The sequence below is a fragment of the Hyphomicrobium sp. genome, assembly GCF_041659645.1.
In the GTDB taxonomy this organism is placed as follows: Bacteria; Pseudomonadota; Alphaproteobacteria; order Rhizobiales; family Hyphomicrobiaceae; genus Hyphomicrobium_B.
In genome coordinates, this window is sequence record NZ_JBAZXX010000001.1 from 223437 (window position 1) to 241385 (window position 17949).

The window sequence follows — 17949 nt, forward strand, 5'->3', positions numbered from 1 at the left end:
GGGTCGATCGGGCTTTGGGGCGGCCCGAGCAAATCTAGGCGCGATGCCGGTCTGTCGCCAGGGGGCGACGTGCGAAAGGCTACCCTATTGCGACAGACGGCGATGCGTTCTCGCCTTAGACGACGCGGGGCGGTTCCTGATGGTCATCCTTGAAGAACTTGCGCGCGAGCGCGAGGATTTCGCCGTCGGTCGGATGGTCCACTGCCTCGACGCCCTTGATCTTCGCTTTCAGCGCGGGAGCATGATGGCCGATATGATTGACGAGCGCTGTCTTCTCGCTGGAGGGGCCGGTTATGAGAATGGCGCCTGCGTCGGCGATGGAATTGGCGACGCTTTGCAGGAACTCGTGATCCTCGGGGGCGTGTCCGCTACCGATAGTGTTCGCCTTGTGGTGGAGGTGCTTCGTCGGATGCTGCGGGTGAACGACGATCTCGTCGGCTTCAGACGCGCTAAAATGAAAAACGCGGGCTTCGCGGTGATCGATCCAAACGACAGCGTGAAAATGGCCTGACATGGGCTCTCCAAATGAACGGGCTTGCGGGAAAGTTTGTTTCATAGGATCGCCTGTCATGCGCGGCGGTCATTTGCGCTTTGTCAAAACCCTCAGGGCGTCTGAGCGTCAGCGGGTTTTGTCGCGGGCTTTATCGGACTCTTCTTCTTTAAGGTCTTCTTGGTTTTAGCGGCTGTCGCAGTGCCTTTCTTCTTTTTCCCGGCTTTCGCCTTGGCGTGTCCCGGCTTTTTGCCCACTGACGGTGTAGCAGTTGGGTCGGGGGTCGCGGAGGCCGCCGCAGCAGGCGCGAGCTTGGATTTCTTGGCCTTTTTCTTTGACGCTGTCTTGGCTGTCGTGGCTTTTGCACCGGCCTTATGCGTTTTGGCGAGTTTCGCCGGTTTTGCGGCTTCGCTGCCTTGGGCCGCCGCCGGATCCACATCGGCGGCAGACGTGAGTTTGGATTTCTTGCCCTTTTTCTTCGACGTCGTCTGGGAGGTTTCGGCTTTCGTCCCAGTCTTATGCGTTTTGGCGGTCTTCACCGATTTTTCGGCTTCCCCGCTTTGCGTTGCAGCGGGATCCAAAGCTTCGGCTGCTGCGGTCGCTTTCGACGGATTTTTCTTTTTCGCGGCCTTGGACTTTTTCGCGGAGTTGGCGCTTACGTCTTTGGGATCGTCGGAGTCCCTGCTCGCGAGTTCGCCGGATTTCTTCTTTCCCGCCGCATCCTTTGCAGCGTTGTGACGCTCGACGTCCGCTTTGGTGATTTCGCCCTCTTGGACAAGCGCCACGAGGCATGGCGTCGATAGGTCTTCCCCGACATTGCGCATGCATTGGCGGAGTTCGTCGCTTCCGACGGCGTATTGGCTGCAATGCTGAAAGTAGTCGTTTCTACAGGCGTTCTTGACGCTATCGCTGACCGCGTAGGCGTTCGCGCTCGAAAGAAGAGAAATTGCGAAAACTACCGCAGGGGCACGCATGCCGCGCCGCAGCGATCGCAACTGTCGACCGACATCCATCCCAATCGTTACCGCAAACATGTTCCGCAATCTTGTGGACCTGTATTCTAACCAACCACAGCTAAGGCACAGACCTTAAAGGCTTCCCGGCGGACAGCAACGCGAAGAAGCTTCGCGGCGAAAATATGGTTATTTAGAAAAGGGTTGCAAGTGCCGACAGGACGCGGACTCAAAGCCGGATGTGGCATAAAGAAGGGCTGCAGCGGATGTTCGCGCCAAGTGCCGCATTACGCTCTATTTAGTTAAAATAGTTGGCATCGATGCCGGTGTCGTGGCATTGGCAGATCGGTTTATTAGTGTCGGCGCTGGGCGTTGTCATCGGGAAGGATGTAATGAAGAAAAGCAGAATAGTGCTGAACGTCGTGCTGGCGGCAAGCGCTGTGGCGATCGTGAACACGTCCGCCTCCGCGTATTCGACGAGGGTGAAGGATGCGTGCTCGGCCGACTACGGAAGTCTTTGCGCGAAATACAAGCAGGGTAGCTCTGAGCTTCGCAGATGCTTCGAGAGCAATCGCCGGGTGCTTTCCACCGAATGCGTGCAGGCGCTTGTCGATGCCGGTGAAGTACCCGCTCGGTATCTGAAGGATCGCAAGTAACGCCCTCAAACTCAGTTCTGACCCGAATTGGCGATCCACAGATGAAGGCCGCTGGCGATGGCGGCGTCGTGTGGGCTGTCGATTCGGGATCGCATTCGATCGCCTCTGACTAACCGCAGAGGGCTGCGCAACGCTCCTTGCGCCAAGCTCTCGCGATGGCCATTTCTTCATGCTCCGACGGTCGCGCTTTGATGATCGGTGGGATGGAGACTTCGGATGAAATATATTTGGTTGGCGGCTGCGTCGGGGTTATTGATGCTGTTTTCCCCCGGCGCAAAGGCGGATGACATAGCCTGCATCAGCACGACCTTTCGGCTGGTCGGCGCCAATGACAAAGTCTGCATCAGCGCTTTCGACGATCCCAAGGTTCCAGGCGTCGCCTGCCATATCAGTCAGGCCAAGACCGGTGGTCTTAAAGGGACGTTCGGTCTGGCTGAAGATCCATCGCGGTTCTCGATCGCCTGTCGGCAGGTCGGACCGATCAGTGTCGATATTTCGAAGCTTGCCGACGACGAGAAGGTCTACTCGGAAAGCACGTCCTTGTTCTTTAAACACACGCACGTTTTCAGGGCGGTCGACAAGAAGCGCAATACGCTGGTCTACGTTGCGATCAGCGATCGCGTAGTTGACGGCTCGCCCTACAACGCCATTTCGACGGTTCCGATCATGCCGTGGAACGGCCGCTGAAGTCTGTCAAAGCGATCCAACTATTTTGCGATCGGCGCACGCGAAATCAGATCATTGCCTTTCGCGGCAAGTGCGATCTGCGTGCGCTGGGTGCGCGCGCTTCGGCTGACGATCTCGATAAGTCCAAGTTCTAGGCTGGAGAGAGCGGTGATCTCGCGAAGGACCAATGCGTGCTCGATACCGAGCTTGAGCGAAAAGGAACGGCTGTCCTTAGCGATACCAAAGTGGATCGCGGCAAGAATGGCGGCGCCGATCGGCGAGAGATCCGGCGCGACGAAGCGGATCGCGGAAACCGCTTCGAGAAACTGATCTTCAGTGATTTCGTTCGCGGGCTCCGAACTCATGCCGCCTGAGCTTGCTCGGACAGGCGGAAGGTCACGAGAACCGATTTCGACGTCGGCGTATCGCTGAGTTCGCCTGCGGTCGAGATCGGCACAAGCACGTTCAGCTCTGGGTAATAACCTGCGGCCGAGCCTCGGGGCAGCTCATAGGGTACGACGCGGAAGCTTTCGGCGATGCGCTCGATGCCGTCCTCGTGCAGTCCGATGATATCGACGCGATCGCCGGAATTGGCGCCGATCTCGGCGAGGTCGTCGGGATTGACGAATACGATGCGACGCTCGCCGTAGATGCCGCGATAGCGGTCGTCGAGGCCGTAGACCGTGGTGTTATATTGATCGTGCGAGCGGAACGTCTGAAGCACAAACGTACCATGCTCGCCCAAAGCGCGCTGATGTTCGGTCTGGTCGGGCAGTTCCGAGCTTGAAAATGTGGCTTTGCCCGAGCGCGTCGTCCAGATGCGCTCAGCAGGCCCGTTCGGTAAACGGAAGCCACGCGGCTTGCGTACGCGTTGGTTGAAATCTTGGAAGCCGGGGATGGTGCGCTCAATCAGATCGCGGATGCGATCGTAATGATGGGCGAGGCCCTTCCAATCGACGATCTCGGAACCAACGGTCGCTTCAGCGATGCCGGCGATGATGGCGATCTCGGAGCGCAATTCGGGCGAAGCCGGGCGGTTGATGCCGCCGGAGCCATGCACCATGCCCATTGAGTCTTCGACCGTGACAATCTGGGCGACGCCGTCGGCGTTGCGGTCGACTTCGGTGCGGCCGAGGCAGGGGAGCACATAGCTCACCTCGCCCGGCAGCAGATGCGAATGATTGAGCTTGGTTGCGATGTTGACCGTCAGCTTCTGGTTCATCATAGCTTTCGCGATCAGGGGGCTGTCGGGCGTTGCGCGCGCGAAGTTGCCACCAAGCGCGATGAATGCCTGAGCCGAGCCGTCCAGCATGGCGCCAATGGCGGCGAGCACATTGTGCCCGTTCTGGCGAGGCATCGGAATGCGGAGTTCTTTTTCGAGGGCATCAAGGAAATCCTTCGGCGGCTTCTCGTTGATGCCGACCGTACGGTCGCCCTGCACGTTCGAATGGCCGCGTACCGGGCAGAGGCCGGTGCCGGGGCGACCGACGTTGCCGCGCAGGAAGAGGAAGTTTGCGATTTCGCGGATGGTCGCGACGGAGTGGCGATGCTGGGTGACGCCCATCGCCCAGGTGCAAATCGTTCGGGTCGATTCGACGTAGATCTTTGCGAGGCCTTCGATCTGCTCGCGCGTCATGCCGGACTGGTTTTCGATCTGGTCCCAGCTCGTTGCGTCGACGGCCGCACGATAGAATTCGAAGCCGGCTGTGTGCTGCTTCAGGAATGCGCGATCGAGCAGGGACGCGTGACCGGCGGCGACCGCGGCGTCATCGAGTGCAAACACCGCTTTCGACATGCCACGGACGGCGGCCATGTCGCCGCCGAGGCGGACCTGATAATATTCGTTGGCGATCGCGGTGCTGCCGCCCGTGATCATTTCGAGCTTGTCCTGCGGGTCGGCGAAGCGTTCGAGGCCTTTTTCCCGCACGGGATTGAAGACGGCGATCTTGGCGCCGCGAATTGCCGCCCGGCGAAGGTCGCCGAGCATGCGCGGATGGTTGGTGCCGGGGTTCTGGCCGATAACGAAGATGGCGTCGGCCTTTTCGAAGTCCTCAAGCAGGACCGAGCCCTTACCGATGCCGACGGCCTGTTCGAGCGCGACACCGCTCGCTTCGTGGCACATGTTCGAGCAGTCAGGGAAATTGTTCGTGCCGTAGACCCGCACGAAGAGCTGGTAGATGTAGGCGGCCTCGTTCGAGGCGCGGCCGGATGTATAGAATTCAGCCCGGTCGGGGCTATCGAGGCCTCTCAGCACTTGACCGATTTCCGAGAAGGCTTCGGCCCACGTCGTCTGGACGTAGCGGTCAGTCGCCGAGTCATAACGCATCGGGTTCGTAAGGCGTCCCTCGCGCTCGATGTCGTAGTCGGTCCATTTCCGAAGCTCGGTGACCGTGTGGGCCTTGAAGAAATCCGGATGGACGCGTTTGTCCGTCGATTCCCAGGCGACGGCCTTCACGCCGTTTTCGCAGAACTCAAACGATGAGCCGTGAGCGGGGTCTCCCCATGCGCAGCCAGGGCAGTCGAAACCGTCCGGCTGATTGGCCTTCAGCATCGTCACGGCACCGGACAACGGCGCGCCGCTTGCGAGAAGCTTTTTCCCGCAGCTCTTCAGTGCGCCCCAGCCGCCAGCCGCTTTCGACTTCTTGCCAATGAATTCTGGTTTGCCCATCGCGCCTTTTCCAACGATCGCCGCCAAGTCTATTGTGCATGTGCGAAATGGGCCTTTTCTGCAACGCACGGTGGCGGAATAACCGTTATGCGTAAACGGTATATCCGGAGCATTTTCAGGGTTTTAGCGCGTAAGAATTGGGCAAGGGTGTGCCTCAAAACGACGCTCTGCTGCTATAGGGGCACATCTGCACGAAGACGCCCGCGCTCATCGCGCGGCCGTGGCACTTCTGATGTGGTCACGGAAAAGCGACGTCGCGATTGGCAGGCCCGCCGTTCAGGGAAAGACCTGATAGATCCAGGTTTCGCTCAGGGCTTCGCCGTCTTTAGCGAGGTAGGCGCGCAAGTCGGCGGGTTGGCCATTAAGGTCGCTGAGGTCGAACATCATGCGCCATCGGCGGGTGCCGACGACAGGAAACGCTTCAACGCCCGTGATGGTGCCGTTCGTGGTCGTGACCACGGTTTTTGTGCCGCCGAACCGGGTCTGTTCGTCGAGAACCTTGCCTTCGATGTCGATCATGAATTTTTTGGCGTTGGGCTTGATGTGCCGAAGGTCTAGATCGCGGCCGCCGAGGCCGCCGATGCCGACGCGCGTCGCGACGATGCGCGCGACGTCTCCGGCGGGTGGGGAATCGACGCCCCAAAACAGCCGGTACTTCGCATTGATCACGGTGCCAGCGACGACAGTTTCTGCGGGGGTCCAGAAGGTGACCATGTTGTCTTCGGTTTCGTTGGTCGTCGGAAGCTGGACGAGATTGACGGCGCCCTTGCCCCACGACGACATCGGCTCGACCCACATGCTTGGTCGACGGTCGTAGAACAGACTGTCGTCTTGGTAGTTGTCGAAGTTGCGGTCGCGCTGGATCAGTCCGAAGCCCTTTGGGTTGTCGTCGACAAAGCTGTTCGTCACGATGCGGGGCGGGTTCGAGAGCGGCCGCCAGATGCGTTCACCGGTGCCGGTCCACATCGACAGGCCGTCGCAATCGTGAACCTCGGGGCGCCAATCGCCACGGAATTTTCCAGAATTCTCGCCGTACCAGTACATGCCCGTCAGCGGGGCGATGCCCAACATATCGACGGGGGCACGGAAGTAGAGTTCGCATTCGATATCTTGCAGGGCGCCGGCCTGTCCGCCTTCGATTCGCCGGCTGTTCATCTGGTAGGCGCCAGTGACGCTCTGGCTTTCGAGCAACGCATAAATGTTCAGGCCGCTGCCGTTCTGTTCGAGCCAAAAGCTCGAGAACCGAGGGAATTCCTCAGGCTTGCCGGTATTGATGGCGAGGCCGCGGGCCGAACCGCCATACTGATCGTTCGGATCGGAGGCGCGGAAGTACGACGCTCCGAGATAGGCGAGCCAGTCGCTGACGCCTCCTCGGCTCATCAGGCGGAAGCCCGCAAATCCGGCATTCTTCAGCGTGCGCAGCGGATGGTCGGCAGGCATGTTGAAGTAGTCGGGGCTGTAGACGACTTCGCGAGCCGAGCCGTTCTCCAGCACATAGATCCGGACGGGTTCCGCGTAGAAGCGGCCCTGCGGAAAGAGCCGCACCGTCTGAGCGCCCGGCTGGCCGTGCCACAACTCCATCTCGGGCTTGTAGACGGCCTGGGCGAAGGTATCGAACGCCATGCCGCGCAAGGGATCGGATGCGTCCGGTTGGGGCGGAGGGACATAGGCGGACTGGGAAAGCGCCTTAGCCTGCTGTTTGAGGGCATCGAACGAAAATGGTTGTGGCGGCCCGAGCGTAGCGGCGCCGACGGGCGTATCGCTCTTGGCCGATGTGGTCCAAGCCGCCACGGTGGTCGTGAGAGCGCCGGCTAAAACGTGTCGACGGTCGATCATGAAGGGCATATTCTTATGAGACCAGGTGAGGGTGGGATGGCGAGAGCTACGACGGCTTATATCGGTCCGTAGGCGATTATTTCAACTTCGCGGCGACGCCAAGTCCTTTGTCGGTCGGACAGCGCCCAAGATGCCGATTTCGTTCCGTGAGCCGCCATTTGATGGCAGCCTTGGTCAGTGGCAGGGAGTTAGTTTGGCAATATTAAGACGGGCGGGACGTAGGCACGAAGACGACGCTTCGTCGTCCGTTAAAATGGCATCATTCCGGCGAAGCGAGACGATACCCATGCCTTTGCGCGATCGCCGCCAAGTCATATGCGCTCAGGGAGGTTTGGAATTGGCGAATTGCCCTCCGACCCGATCGCTATTTGTTGCATCGCGATAACAATTCCCCGTCCGATAATGAGTATTAATTCTTTCCTGATCCACGTCTCGGAATACGACACGTCGAGCGCTCGATTTGGATTTTTTCGCCTCTCGCCTTTCAACTTGACGGCAATATTAGCCAATCGGTCACTATCAAACCGGTATTCGCGGAACCATTGCGATGTTCGGTCGCTTAGGTCTTTCGACGGATTTTGCAATGAACGATAATCAAACAAGCCCTGATCCTTTCGGCCGCGAGCGGAATGGCGGTCAAATTTTATGATTACCCACGGGCAATGACCGGAGTACAAGCCATACCGGATCCTAAGGATATCGAAGTCAGACTGCGCGCTCTCCAGCAGGAGCTTCTTGTTGGCATTGCGCTGGGCGAATCTCTTTTCAATGTGCTGACAACGTTTTGTCTCGGGGTCGAATCGTTGGCACCTGAGATCATCTGCTCTATTACCGGCGTCGACGATGATGATCGTATGACGTTTCTCGCTGGGCCGTCTCTCCCGGATGTTTATCCGAAGGAGATCACGGGCGTCCGCATTGGGCCTCATGTTGGTTCGTGCGGAACGGCGATTTTTTCGCGCCGGCCGGTCGAGGTCCTCGATATCGAAGCAGACCCTCTTTGGACGGGATACGAACACGTTGCTCTCCCTTACGGGCTTCGCGCGTGCTGGTCTTGCCCGATCGAGGCCGCCGATGGACGCGTGCTCGGTGCTTTCGCATTCTATTTCCGCGATAAACGCGGTGCCAGCGCTTTAGAGCGTTTGATCGCGGCCGAGTGCGTGAATTTCTGTGCGATGGCCATCGAGAATTCGGACGCACGGGCGCGGCTGAGCAATCTCGCGTTCTTCGATCCGCTAACGGGTCTTGGAAACCGGGTCACGCTCAAGAGCCGCCTTGCGATCGTTCTTCAGCGCGCCAGCGAAACGCAACGGACGGTCGCCATCTATCATGTCGATCTTTTACAATTTCGCGCCGTCAACGACCTTCATGGGCGCGTGGTCGGGGATATGGTGCTGGTCAAGGTCGCCCAGCTCCTGCGGTCCATGGAGACGGATTGCGATCTTATCGTGCGCGCGGGGGCCGACGAATTTCTCCTCGTGAAAACCGCGGGCGGAGAAGATTTCGATTCTGAGCAATTCGCGCAAGAGATCGTTTCCGCATTGCGTGGACGACGTCGTCTCCAAAGCGGCGAAGATATTATGATCGACGTGAGGGTTGGGGTTGCGAATTTTCCTGCTGACGGAAACGAGCAGGAGGAATTGCTTGAGCATGCGGAGACCGCTCTTCTTCGTGCGAAGCGAAACGGCGGCGGTTACGCACTGTTCGAACCCCAGATGGAGTTGGAGCAAAGGCGACGGCGTTCCCTGGAGCGCGATGTCGATCTCGCGGTCGAGCATGGCGAGCTTTCAGTCGTTTTTCAGCCGCAGGTCGACTCCAAGTCAGGTTCTGTCGGAGCGTTCGAGGCGCTGCTGCGCTGGAATCATCCTGAGCATGGTCTCATCTCGCCCATGCAATTCATTCCTGTCGCGGAAGCGAACGGCGCTATTCATGCGATCGGCGAGTTTGTCCTGAGGCGAGCTTGCCGAGAGGCTGCGCAATGGAGCGAAAAGCTCAGAGTCGCCGTCAACGTGTCGGCCGCACAAATTGTGCGGAATGATTTTGTCGAACTGGTGATGGATGTGCTTGCCGATACAGGCCTTGAAGCCTCGCGGCTGGAATTAGAAGTGACGGAGAGCCTATTTATTCAAGATTCTGACACTGCCTCATCGGTATTGCGGCGATTGAAGGGTCTTGGCGTCAGCGTCGCAATTGATGATTTCGGCACCGGATATTCGTCGCTTAGCACGCTGCGGTCGTTTCCATTCGATCGCATTAAAGTGGATCGCAGCTTCGTGAGCGATATGGTCCACAACTCCGATGCCGCGGCTATCGTCAACTCGGTGGTCGGGCTCGGTCGTGCGATGGGATTGTGCGTCGTGGCGGAGGGCGTTGAAACCCAGGAACAGCTGGCGATGTTGCGGCTAATCGGATGCCATGAGGCGCAGGGTTATCTCTTCGGAAAACCGCTGCCGGCCGAAAGCTACACTCTTATCATGAGGCCTGGAGCCCGGAAGATTGGTAAAAGGAATCGGTCCGCAGAAGGTGTGAACGGCATTCTCCGCCATTGATTTCGGCAACTCAGAAACTTTCAGCGGGGACTGACCACGGATCATCGTGGGCGGCTAGGCGGGAGAGAATGCTTGCGGTGTGCTCGCCGAGTTTCGGGCTCGGTGTGGCGGCGACGCAGGGCTCGCCGTCCATGACAATCGGGCTGCGGACCGTCGGCACGGATGATCCGTCCGCTCTTGCCAGGTCTTGGCGCAATTTCCGGGCGACGACTTGGGGATCGGCGAACACCTGATCAATCCTGTTGACCGGCCCGGCGGGAACGCCTGCGGCTTCGAGCGCTGAGAGTAAGTCGTTCGGCGCCCGCTTTAAAGTCTCGGCTTCGATCAGCGGGATGAGTTCGGCGCGGTTTTCGACGCGGCGGGCGTTCGTTTTGAAGCGGTCGTCGGTCGCGATGCCGCGAAGACCGAGCAGGTCGCAGACGCGGGTGAACTGTCCGTCATTTCCACACGCGATGATGATGGGACCGTCGGCGGTCTCGAAGACCTGATAGGGCACGATGTTGGGATGGGCGTTGCCGAGCCTGCGCGGTGCGTTTCCGGATGCCAGATAATTCATGGCCTGATTGGCGAGCACCGATACTTGCGTATCGAGCAAGGCCATATCGATATACGCGCCGTCGCCCGTCGCGTTGCGGCGATTGAGCGCCGCAAGGATGCCGATGGTGGCGTAGACGCCGGTGAAGATATCGGCGAAGGCGACGCCGATTTTCTGCGGCTCGCCGTCGGGGGCGCCGGTCAGGTCCATGATGCCGCCCATGCCCTGCACGATGAAGTCGTAACCGGCGCGGGGGGCGTAGGGACCCGATTGGCCGAAGCCGGTGATCGAGCAATAGATGACGCCGGGGTTGCCGGACTTGATCGCGGCATAGTCGAGGCCGTATTTGGCGAGACCACCGACTTTGAAGTTCTCGATGATGACGTCCGCTTGCAGGGCGAGAGCGATCGCGGCTTCGCGGCCGGCCGGATCTTCGTAATCGATGGCGACCGACATCTTACCGCGGTTCGTCGAATGGAAATACGCGGCCGAGCCGGGACCGTCGCCGTCGGCGATGAAGGGCGGACCCCAGGCGCGCGTATCGTCGCCGCCGTCCGGGCGTTCGACCTTGATGACGTGAGCGCCGAGATCGGCGAGCGTTTGTCCGGCCCAGGGTCCGGCGAGCACTCTCGCAAGCTCAAGCACGCGGATGCCCGCGAGCGGCTTCGGTGCGGCGGTCGTCGTCATGCGAAGGCCTGCAATCCGGTGATAGCGCGGCCGAGGATCAGAGCGTGGATGTCGTGCGTGCCCTCGTAGGTGTTGACCGTTTCGAGGTTCAGCATGTGGCGCATCACCTGGAATTCTTCCGAGATGCCGTTGCCGCCATGCATGTCGCGGGCGACGCGGGCGATATCGAGGGCCTTGCCGCAGTTGTTGCGCTTGATGAGGGAGATCATCTCGGGCGCCATCTGGCCGTCGTCAAGCAGCCGGCCGACCCGCAGCGCCGCCTGAAGGCCGAGCGTGATTTCGGTTTCCATGTCGGCGAGCTTCTTCTGGACAAGCTGCGTCGCGGCCAAGGGGCGATTGAACTGCTTGCGGTCAAGCGTGTATTGCCGCGCTGCGTGGAAGCAGAATTCGGCGGCACCGAGCACACCCCAGGCAATGCCATAGCGCGCGCGGTTGAGGCATCCGAACGGACCCGCCAGACCTTCGGCGTTCGGCAACAGAGCGGTTTCGGGAACTTCGACGCCGTCCATGACAATCTCGCCCGTAACTGATGCGCGAAGCGACAGCTTGCCGGCGATCTTCGGCGCCGAAAGTCCCTTCATGCCTTTTTCGAGAACAAAGCCTCTGATCTTGCCGCCGTGCGCGGCCGACTTCGCCCAGACGACGAAGACGTCGGCGATCGGGGAGTTGGTGATCCACATCTTGGAGCCGCTGAGCCGATAGCCGCCGTCGATTTTTTCGGCTCTGGTCCGCATGCCGCCGGGGTCGGACCCGGCGTCCGGTTCGGTCAGGCCGAAACAGCCAATCCATTCGCCGCTTGCGAGCTTCGGCAGATATCTCTGGCGCTGCTCCTCGCTGCCGTAGGCGTAGATCGGATGCATCACGAGTGAGGACTGCACGCTCATCATCGAGCGGTAGCCGGAATCGACGCGTTCGATCTCGCGGGCGATCAAGCCGTAGGCGACGTAGTTTGAATCCGAACCGCCGTATTCAGCCGGAAGCGTCGGTCCGAGCAGACCGAGGTCGCCCATCTCGCGGAAGATGCCGGGGTCAGTCGTTTCCCGCGCGTAGGCTTCGATGACGTGGGGCTGCAGCTTGTCCTGAGCGAAGGCCCGCGCGGTGTCGCGGATCAGTTTCTCATCCTCCGACAATTGATCTTCAAGCAGAAGGGGATCGTCCCAGATGAATGAACCGGCTGCCACGTAGCGCTCCTTGATAGGCACTCAAATTTCGACGCCACTCTATGGGCCGCTCAGCCGATAGGAAATAGGAAGCACGAATTGGTTCGATTTGGTCTTCTGAGGCGGCGCAGTCCATTGCCCGGAGGATCCCGCAATGCCATATGGGCGGACACCCTGCATCGTCCTTCAAGGATCATCGACCATGTCCAAGCGGCCTCTCGTCGGCGTCATTTGCTGCCAGCGCAACCCGGAGGATCCCATCCAGGCTGTTGCAGAGCGGTATTTGAAAGCCGCGCCGTTCGTCGGGGCGGATTTCGTGCTTGTGCCGTCGATGCCCGACATCATGGACGCGGGCTCGATCCTCAGCCGCCTGGACGGCATATTGCTGACTGGAAGCCCCTCGAACGTTGCGCCGAATCTGTATCGCAGCACCGATCCCGGCGATGGGCCATTTGATCCGGGCCGTGATGGAATGGCGTTCCGGCTGATCGCGGAATCGGTTGAGCAAGACCGTCCAGTGCTTGGCATCTGCCGGGGCTTTCAGGAAATCGCGGTTGCGTATGGCGCGACGCTCAGACCCGACCTTGCCGAAGCTGGCCGCGAGCAGGTTCACCATACCGAACCCGGCTTGCCGCTTGACGGCATGTTCGCGCTTGAGCATCGCGTCGATCTTGCGTTCAAGGGCGTATTGGAGCGGGTGATGGGGGCGCCGTCCATTACCGTCAACTCCGCGCACTTCCAGGGTATTCGCGATCTCGGCGATAAGCTGGCCGTTGAGGCGACGAGTGCCGATGGGGTCGTCGAAGGCATTCGCCCCGTGTCGGGCGAGCGCATTCTGGCGGTGCAATGGCATCCCGAATGGCGGGTTGCGGACAATCCCGATTCTCGTGAGTTGTTCGCTTGGTTCGGCCTGTTGCTTCGCGGCGCAACGATGAAGGAAGCCGCCGACCGGGTCGCGGAGGACGCGCGCCAGGCTGGTTGAAACGCGTTCTCGTCAGTGTGCGGTGGAGAGGACGCTGACAAGCGCGCCTTGGATGCCGGTGATCAGAATTTGCACGCCGATGCAAAGCAGAAGGAATGCAGACAGCCGCGTCAGAATCCGCGCCCGTCCCGGGCCTAGCAGCGCCACCAAACGGTCGGCGGAGGAATAGCAAGCGCCGATGATGACGGCGAGAATGATCGCGGCGCCGCAGATGCCGGCGAAGAATGGAAGAAGCTCAGCCGCCTCGCGGGGTCTGTTGGCGCTCAGAGCAATTGCGACAGATATGGTGCCGGGTCCGGTCGTGAACGGCATGGTCAGAGGAAAGAAGGCGACCTCACTGCTCCATGCCGTTGCGCGGTTGGCATCGGATGCTTGGTCTTGTTTCCGGTCTTCGGTTTCCTGCGGGTTATAGAGCATCCGCCAGCCGGAAACGGCGACGACGGTTCCACCCGCGACGCGTAACGCATCGATGCTGACGCCAAAAAAGCTCATCAGAGTAGCGCCGATCAGCAGCGAGACGAGCATGACGATGGCTGAGTAGGTCGCGACGCGCCAAGCCAGGGCGCGGCGTTCCGCGTGCGTGCGGCCGATCGTGATCTGGCTGTAGATCAGCGCGCCGCCGAACGGATTGACGATCGAGAACAGTGCCGGAAAGGCAACGAGGAAACTCGTGATGATGCCGGTCAGGTAGGGCATAGCTCTTGCTTGCGTAAAACGGGGGAGATCATGGAAGATCTTCTAACGTCGAAACCGTTGGCGCGATAGTGCGGCCAAAGCGGAGCTACCACACGCTCGATTGCTCGGCTCCTCCGAAGATTTCCTGCAGACGCCGGGACGTGCCGGCTGACACCCCTTCAGGCAAGGCGTCGAGCGCGTAGAAGCCGTGTTCGGCGATTTCGGCGTTGGGCTCGGGCACGACATCGCGGCGCCAGAGGTCAATCCGGAAAAGAATGATGTGGTCGCCAGGATAGTTGTCGAAATGCGAATAGATCCCGACGAGGTGGGGCGGCTGAACAATGATCGCGCCGGTCTCTTCGAAAACTTCCCGCGCGAGAGCATCTTCGATTTCCTCGCCACGCTCGACGCCGCCGCCGGGGAAATGCCAGCCGGGACGATAGCCGTGGCGAATGAGAAGCACGCGCGAGGCCTCGTCGACGATGATGCCTTGCACGCCGAGGGTCACGATGTTGCCGCGCCGCGACAGAAGCGATGCCAGGCGGGTCAACATGATCGCGGCTCCCAGCCATATAGCCAATCGAATCCCGCGATCACGCGTTCGGGGGATCGCACTTTCATCACCGTGTTGCGCGCGAGCGCGGCGGGGCCGCGCATATGATAGATGCGGCCGTTGCGCTCCGACGCTTCGGCAACCTTGGTGACGCGCTGGCGGCGTTGGCGTTCGTAATCGTGAAGCGCGGATTCGAGATTACCGTTTGAAGCGGCGACTTCGGCTGCCAGCGTCACGGCATCTTCGAGGGCCATCACCGCGCCTTGCGCGAGGAACGGTAACATTGGATGGGCGGCATCGCCCAGGAGCACTGCGCGGCCTGAAGTCCAGCGGGGAAGCGGCGGCATGCGGTAGAGCGACCATTGCCTCCATTGCTGTGCGCTTTCGACAAGCGATCGCAGGGGCGGCGCGAAGCTTTTGATTTTTCCTTTGACGGCGTCTGCGGCAGCGGGGGCATCCCAGCCTTCAGCCGCCGACGCATTGTCGACGATCACGACCAGCGCGATGTCACGGCCGCCGTTGACGGGATAGTGGACGGCATGAGCTCCCGGCGAAAGCCAGATATGCACGGCGTTGCGTACAAGTTCAGACGGTAAATTTCCCGCGCCCGTCACGCTGCGAAATGCGATTTTTCCGAGCGGATGGGGCTTTGCCGAACTGCCGCTGATACTCCCTCGCAACGTCGACCACAGGCCGTCTGCTGCAACAAGAAAGGATGCGTTCAGCACTTCGCCATTGGCGCCGATCGCGGCAATACCGTCCGGTTCGCTCGCGTAGGAAACGATCTCGCTCGCGCGGGCCAACGTAATTCGAGGATCGTTTTCGGCGTGCGTCCGCAGAGCGACGTGCAGGTCGCGCCGGTGAGCCGTCCAGTAAGGGGCGCCGTGGCGCTTCGCGATCCATGCGCCGAGCGGAAGTTGCGCAAGCTCGCGGCCCGACGCACCATCGTGCACGACGAGAGCGTCAGGGGTTGCGACTTTGTCGGCGAGGAATTCGGCAACGCCAAGGTCTTGAAGGATGCGCGACCCGTTGGGGCCGATTTGAATGCCGGCGCCTTCTTCCGGAAATTCCGAGCGGCGTTCGCAAACGCGGACTTCGATGCCGCGACGGGCAAGGGCGATTGCGACGGCAAGGCCGCCGATCCCTCCGCCCGCGATTACCGCGCTCAAGCGAGCGGGGGCCATCACGCGGCTTCCGAGGCGTCGTTACAAGTCAAGCGGCGTCCGCGACGAGGCTGTCCTTGGGATCGCTCTCATCGGCCTTCAGACGAGAGTCGTAGATGTACAGCGTCGAGCAATAGGGACAGAGAATCTGATTGTCCTGGCCCATGTCGAGGTAGACGTGCGGGTGATCGAAGGGAGCCCGGGCGCCCATACAATTAAATTCTTTGACGCCGACGAAGATACGCTCAGCGCCAACGTCGTTGGCAAAGTGCGGGATTGCTGCTCCGGCCATGCTTCACCCTTCCGCATTGGGAGATGTTCCGGCGCACCATATCCTCGTGGCGGCGAGGATGGTAGGGGACATAAAAAACTTTCGGAGAATTGGGCGCAGTGGCATGGATCATTTCGATAGCGACGGGGTCGACATTGCATTTCTCGACACCGGCGGGGGCGGCGACAAGCCACCGGTTCTGCTCATTCACGGCTTTGCGTCGAACGTCGAGACGAACTGGGGCAATACCGGCTGGGTGACGTTTCTGACCAAGGCTGGATACCGGGTCATCGCGCTCGACAACCGAGGCCATGGGGAAAGCCAGAAGCCTTACGAACTTGTCGATTACGGAGCGCCGTTAATGGCTGAGGATGCCCGGCGCCTGCTTGATCATGTCGGCGTTCCGCACGCTCATGTCATCGGCTATTCGATGGGCGCGCGGATCTCGGCATTCCTGGCGCTGACGCATCCCGATCGCGTGGCGCGAGTTATCTTCGGCGGCCTCGGCATCAACATGGTGCGCGGCATGGCAGGAACCGGGCCGATCGCGCGGGCGCTCGAAGCGTCGAGCATAGACGATGTCACAAATCCGGCGGCGCGAACATTTCGTGCTTTCGCCGAGCAAACGAAAAGCGATCTTTTGGCTCTTGCGGCGTGCATCCGGTCGTCACGCGCGCCGATCACGGCCGAGATGGTCAGCGAGATCGCAGTGCCGGTCCTGGTGGCGGTCGGGGATCAAGACGTCATCGGTGGGTCGGCGGAAGAACTCGCCAAGCTCATTCCAGGGGCGCGTGCCTTTACGATTTTGGGCAAGGACCACAATCGCGCCGTCGGCGATCGCACGTTCAAGGCCGAAGCGCTGGCGTTTTTCGAAAGCGGGGCGACCGCGCCGGCATAGGAAACGGTGCGCCTGGGGGCCGATGAACCTGGCTGACACGGGGGATTGATCGCGAAGCCGGACTCAGGGTCCTCAGGGCACACGCCCCCGCCAAGGTCCAAAGACCTCGGGCGAGTGCTTGCATACCCCGCGGGGCGTCTTCGGACCGGTACGCGGTACTAGTCCGATCGAAGACGCGGGATGGTGCATTTTCCGGTCTCGTACGAGATACGAGTTCGAGCCGGCCCGCACCTCCGGGGGCGCTTGCCAATTAGACGCGCTCAATGACGAGGCGATCTCAGGCGTATGTCGGGATTTATTTGCCTGTGGATAACTCTAATGATGCGGCCGAGCGCATCTTGAAGGCCACACGAATCATTGCCGCCGGGGCGCCGCTGGTCCGCCTTTGCTTCGCCCAGGTAGCGGCCCAAATCAGTCGGAAACGCCAGCAATGATGGGCGATCTTGGCAGTTTTCGCCGTTCCTTAACCGGGCGTTAACGTTAACGCTGCTTACTCCCATCATTATGGTTCCGCGTCGTATCCGAGTTCTTGTGCCCACGGCCGTCCTGATGCTTTCGGGACTGGGCTTGCTTTGGGGCTGCGGAACGACGGGGCCGGACTTTCAGGTTCGAAGTGATCCGTGGCGTTCGCCGGAAGAACGCGCCTGCCTCGCGTCGGGCGTTGTGCGGCAGACGGCGTTCGTGCATGAGCGATCGGCGCTTGGCGGCCCGAGCGTCTGCGGAGCGGAAAATCCATTTGAGATGTCCGCCGCCGATAACGGCCGCGTCGTGCTTGAACCGGCGGCATCACTTCGCTGTCCGATGATTCCGCAGATCGACCGGTGGGTAAGAGAAGTCGTCGAGCCGGCGGTGCGCTATCAATTCCGCCAGGAACTCGTCGGCCTGACGGTGCTGGCCTCGTATTCCTGCCGGCCGATGAACAGTGTCGAGGGGGCGATGATCTCGGAGCACGCTTACGCGAATGCCGTGGACATCGGCGGTTTCAAGCTGGCAGACGGGCGGACGATCAGTGTGAAGCGCGGCTGGAACGGAACGTCGTCCGAGCGTGCCTTTCTGCGGGTCGTGCATGATGGTTCGTGCGAATATTTTACGACGGTGCTCGGTCCGAACTACAACAGCCTGCACAGCGACCATTTCCATCTCGACCTCGCGCACCACGGTCGCGACGGGTTGATGCGTATCTGCAAGTAGGCCGCGTGCAGAGTGC

Annotated in this window: 17 protein-coding genes; 6 read left to right on the forward strand and 11 right to left on the reverse strand. The window is 60.5% G+C overall.

Annotated elements, in window-relative coordinates; all coding sequences use genetic code 11:
- Positions 1 to 115 precede the first annotated feature (115 nt).
- Both WC811_RS01005 and WC811_RS01010 read right to left on the reverse strand, forming a co-directional pair.
- Entirely contained in the window at positions 116 to 514 is a 399-nt protein-coding gene (locus tag WC811_RS01005) for a translational machinery protein (protein ID WP_372639967.1), read from the reverse strand.
- Positions 515 to 603: 89 nt separating this feature from the next.
- Complete coding sequence (locus tag WC811_RS01010) at positions 604 to 1464, reverse strand: hypothetical protein (protein WP_372639970.1); 861 nt, start codon at positions 1462 to 1464, stop codon at positions 604 to 606.
- Positions 1465 to 1835: 371 nt separating this feature from the next.
- On the opposite strand from WC811_RS01010, the gene WC811_RS01015 reads away from it, so the two are divergent.
- Together WC811_RS01015 and WC811_RS01020 are read left to right on the forward strand one after the other, a co-directional pair.
- The gene (locus tag WC811_RS01015; protein WP_372639972.1) at positions 1836 to 2099 is read left to right on the forward strand and encodes a hypothetical protein; all 264 of its coding nucleotides are present in this window, start codon (positions 1836 to 1838) and stop codon (positions 2097 to 2099) included.
- Positions 2100 to 2315: 216 nt separating this feature from the next.
- Entirely contained in the window at positions 2316 to 2786 is a 471-nt protein-coding gene (locus tag WC811_RS01020; protein ID WP_372639974.1) for a CreA family protein, read from the forward strand.
- 20 nt (positions 2787 to 2806) lie between these two features.
- On the opposite strand, the gene WC811_RS01025 is transcribed toward WC811_RS01020, so the two are convergent.
- The 3 genes from WC811_RS01025 to WC811_RS01035 all read right to left on the reverse strand — a co-directional run bounded on the left by WC811_RS01025 (position 2807) and on the right by WC811_RS01035 (position 7269).
- A complete protein-coding gene (locus tag WC811_RS01025) occupies positions 2807 to 3130 on the reverse strand; it encodes a hypothetical protein (RefSeq protein ID WP_372639976.1) in 324 nt (107 codons plus the stop codon).
- A complete protein-coding gene (locus WC811_RS01030) occupies positions 3127 to 5433 on the reverse strand; it encodes an FdhF/YdeP family oxidoreductase (RefSeq protein ID WP_372639978.1) in 2307 nt (768 codons plus the stop codon). Before WC811_RS01030 ends, WC811_RS01025 begins: the two co-directional genes overlap by 4 nt.
- Before the next feature lie 276 nt (positions 5434 to 5709).
- Positions 5710 to 7269, reverse strand: a complete 1560-nt coding sequence (locus tag WC811_RS01035; protein WP_372639980.1) for a glucan biosynthesis protein — start codon at positions 7267 to 7269, stop codon at positions 5710 to 5712.
- 854 nt (positions 7270 to 8123) lie between these two features.
- Here WC811_RS01035 and WC811_RS01040 point away from each other — a divergent pair.
- Positions 8124 to 9818: an EAL domain-containing protein gene (locus WC811_RS01040; RefSeq protein WP_372641724.1), complete on the forward strand. Its 1695-nt coding sequence runs from the start codon at positions 8124 to 8126 to the stop codon at positions 9816 to 9818.
- Between the two features lie 10 nt (positions 9819 to 9828).
- On the opposite strand, the gene WC811_RS01045 is transcribed toward WC811_RS01040, so the two are convergent.
- Both WC811_RS01045 and WC811_RS01050 read right to left on the reverse strand, forming a co-directional pair.
- Positions 9829 to 11040 (reverse strand): CaiB/BaiF CoA transferase family protein, encoded by a 1212-nt coding sequence (locus tag WC811_RS01045; RefSeq protein WP_372639982.1) that lies wholly within the window; start codon positions 11038 to 11040, stop codon positions 9829 to 9831.
- Positions 11037 to 12221 (reverse strand): acyl-CoA dehydrogenase, encoded by a 1185-nt coding sequence (locus WC811_RS01050; protein ID WP_372639984.1) that lies wholly within the window; start codon positions 12219 to 12221, stop codon positions 11037 to 11039. Before WC811_RS01050 ends, WC811_RS01045 begins: the two co-directional genes overlap by 4 nt.
- A gap of 181 nt (positions 12222 to 12402) precedes the next feature.
- Between WC811_RS01050 and WC811_RS01055 the strand changes: the two genes are divergently transcribed.
- The gene (locus tag WC811_RS01055; RefSeq protein WP_372639986.1) at positions 12403 to 13182 is read left to right on the forward strand and encodes a gamma-glutamyl-gamma-aminobutyrate hydrolase family protein; all 780 of its coding nucleotides are present in this window, start codon (positions 12403 to 12405) and stop codon (positions 13180 to 13182) included.
- A 12-nt stretch (positions 13183 to 13194) separates the two neighbouring features.
- Here the strand turns inward: WC811_RS01055 and WC811_RS01060 are convergent, their stop codons facing one another.
- The 4 genes from WC811_RS01060 to WC811_RS01075 form a co-directional block, all read right to left on the reverse strand.
- Entirely contained in the window at positions 13195 to 13878 is a 684-nt protein-coding gene (locus WC811_RS01060) for a MarC family protein (protein WP_372639988.1), read from the reverse strand.
- 85 nt (positions 13879 to 13963) lie between these two features.
- Positions 13964 to 14410 carry an NUDIX domain-containing protein gene (locus tag WC811_RS01065; protein WP_372639990.1) on the reverse strand — a complete coding sequence of 149 codons (447 nt, stop codon included), beginning with the start codon at positions 14408 to 14410 and terminating at the stop codon, positions 13964 to 13966.
- A complete protein-coding gene (locus WC811_RS01070) occupies positions 14404 to 15594 on the reverse strand; it encodes an FAD-dependent monooxygenase (RefSeq protein ID WP_372639992.1) in 1191 nt (396 codons plus the stop codon). The genes WC811_RS01065 and WC811_RS01070 overlap by 7 nt, the downstream gene beginning before the upstream one ends.
- Positions 15595 to 15622: 28 nt before the next feature.
- Positions 15623 to 15865: a zinc-finger domain-containing protein gene (locus tag WC811_RS01075; protein WP_372639994.1), complete on the reverse strand. Its 243-nt coding sequence runs from the start codon at positions 15863 to 15865 to the stop codon at positions 15623 to 15625.
- A 103-nt stretch (positions 15866 to 15968) separates the two neighbouring features.
- Between WC811_RS01075 and WC811_RS01080 the strand changes: the two genes are divergently transcribed.
- Both WC811_RS01080 and WC811_RS01085 read left to right on the forward strand, forming a co-directional pair.
- Positions 15969 to 16742, forward strand: a complete 774-nt coding sequence (locus tag WC811_RS01080; protein WP_372639996.1) for an alpha/beta fold hydrolase — start codon at positions 15969 to 15971, stop codon at positions 16740 to 16742.
- Between the two features lie 531 nt (positions 16743 to 17273).
- Positions 17274 to 17933, forward strand: coding sequence for an extensin family protein (locus WC811_RS01085; protein ID WP_372639998.1), 660 nt, complete (start codon positions 17274 to 17276; stop codon positions 17931 to 17933).
- Positions 17934 to 17949 lie beyond the last annotated feature (16 nt).

What these genes read in the sequence shown, in the direction of transcription:
- WC811_RS01005 (WP_372639967.1), bottom strand. Translation starts at nt 514, where the DNA reads ATGTCAGGCCATTTTCACGCTGTCGTTTGGATCGATCACCGCGAAGCC.
- WC811_RS01010 (WP_372639970.1), bottom strand. Translation starts at nt 1,464, where the DNA reads ATGCGTGCCCCTGCGGTAGTTTTCGCAATTTCTCTTCTTTCGAGCGCG.
- WC811_RS01015 (WP_372639972.1), top strand. Translation starts at nt 1,836, where the DNA reads ATGAAGAAAAGCAGAATAGTGCTGAACGTCGTGCTGGCGGCAAGCGCT.
- WC811_RS01020 (WP_372639974.1), top strand. Translation starts at nt 2,316, where the DNA reads ATGAAATATATTTGGTTGGCGGCTGCGTCGGGGTTATTGATGCTGTTT.
- WC811_RS01025 (WP_372639976.1), bottom strand. Translation starts at nt 3,130, where the DNA reads ATGAGTTCGGAGCCCGCGAACGAAATCACTGAAGATCAGTTTCTCGAA.
- WC811_RS01030 (WP_372639978.1), bottom strand. Translation starts at nt 5,433, where the DNA reads ATGGGCAAACCAGAATTCATTGGCAAGAAGTCGAAAGCGGCTGGCGGC.
- WC811_RS01035 (WP_372639980.1), bottom strand. Translation starts at nt 7,269, where the DNA reads ATGATCGACCGTCGACACGTTTTAGCCGGCGCTCTCACGACCACCGTG.
- WC811_RS01040 (WP_372641724.1), top strand. Translation starts at nt 8,124, where the DNA reads ATGACGTTTCTCGCTGGGCCGTCTCTCCCGGATGTTTATCCGAAGGAG.
- WC811_RS01045 (WP_372639982.1), bottom strand. Translation starts at nt 11,040, where the DNA reads ATGACGACGACCGCCGCACCGAAGCCGCTCGCGGGCATCCGCGTGCTT.
- WC811_RS01055 (WP_372639986.1), top strand. Translation starts at nt 12,403, where the DNA reads ATGTCCAAGCGGCCTCTCGTCGGCGTCATTTGCTGCCAGCGCAACCCG.
- WC811_RS01060 (WP_372639988.1), bottom strand. Translation starts at nt 13,878, where the DNA reads ATGCCCTACCTGACCGGCATCATCACGAGTTTCCTCGTTGCCTTTCCG.
- WC811_RS01065 (WP_372639990.1), bottom strand. Translation starts at nt 14,410, where the DNA reads ATGTTGACCCGCCTGGCATCGCTTCTGTCGCGGCGCGGCAACATCGTG.
- WC811_RS01070 (WP_372639992.1), bottom strand. Translation starts at nt 15,594, where the DNA reads ATGGCCCCCGCTCGCTTGAGCGCGGTAATCGCGGGCGGAGGGATCGGC.
- WC811_RS01075 (WP_372639994.1), bottom strand. Translation starts at nt 15,865, where the DNA reads ATGGCCGGAGCAGCAATCCCGCACTTTGCCAACGACGTTGGCGCTGAG.
- WC811_RS01080 (WP_372639996.1), top strand. Translation starts at nt 15,969, where the DNA reads ATGGATCATTTCGATAGCGACGGGGTCGACATTGCATTTCTCGACACC.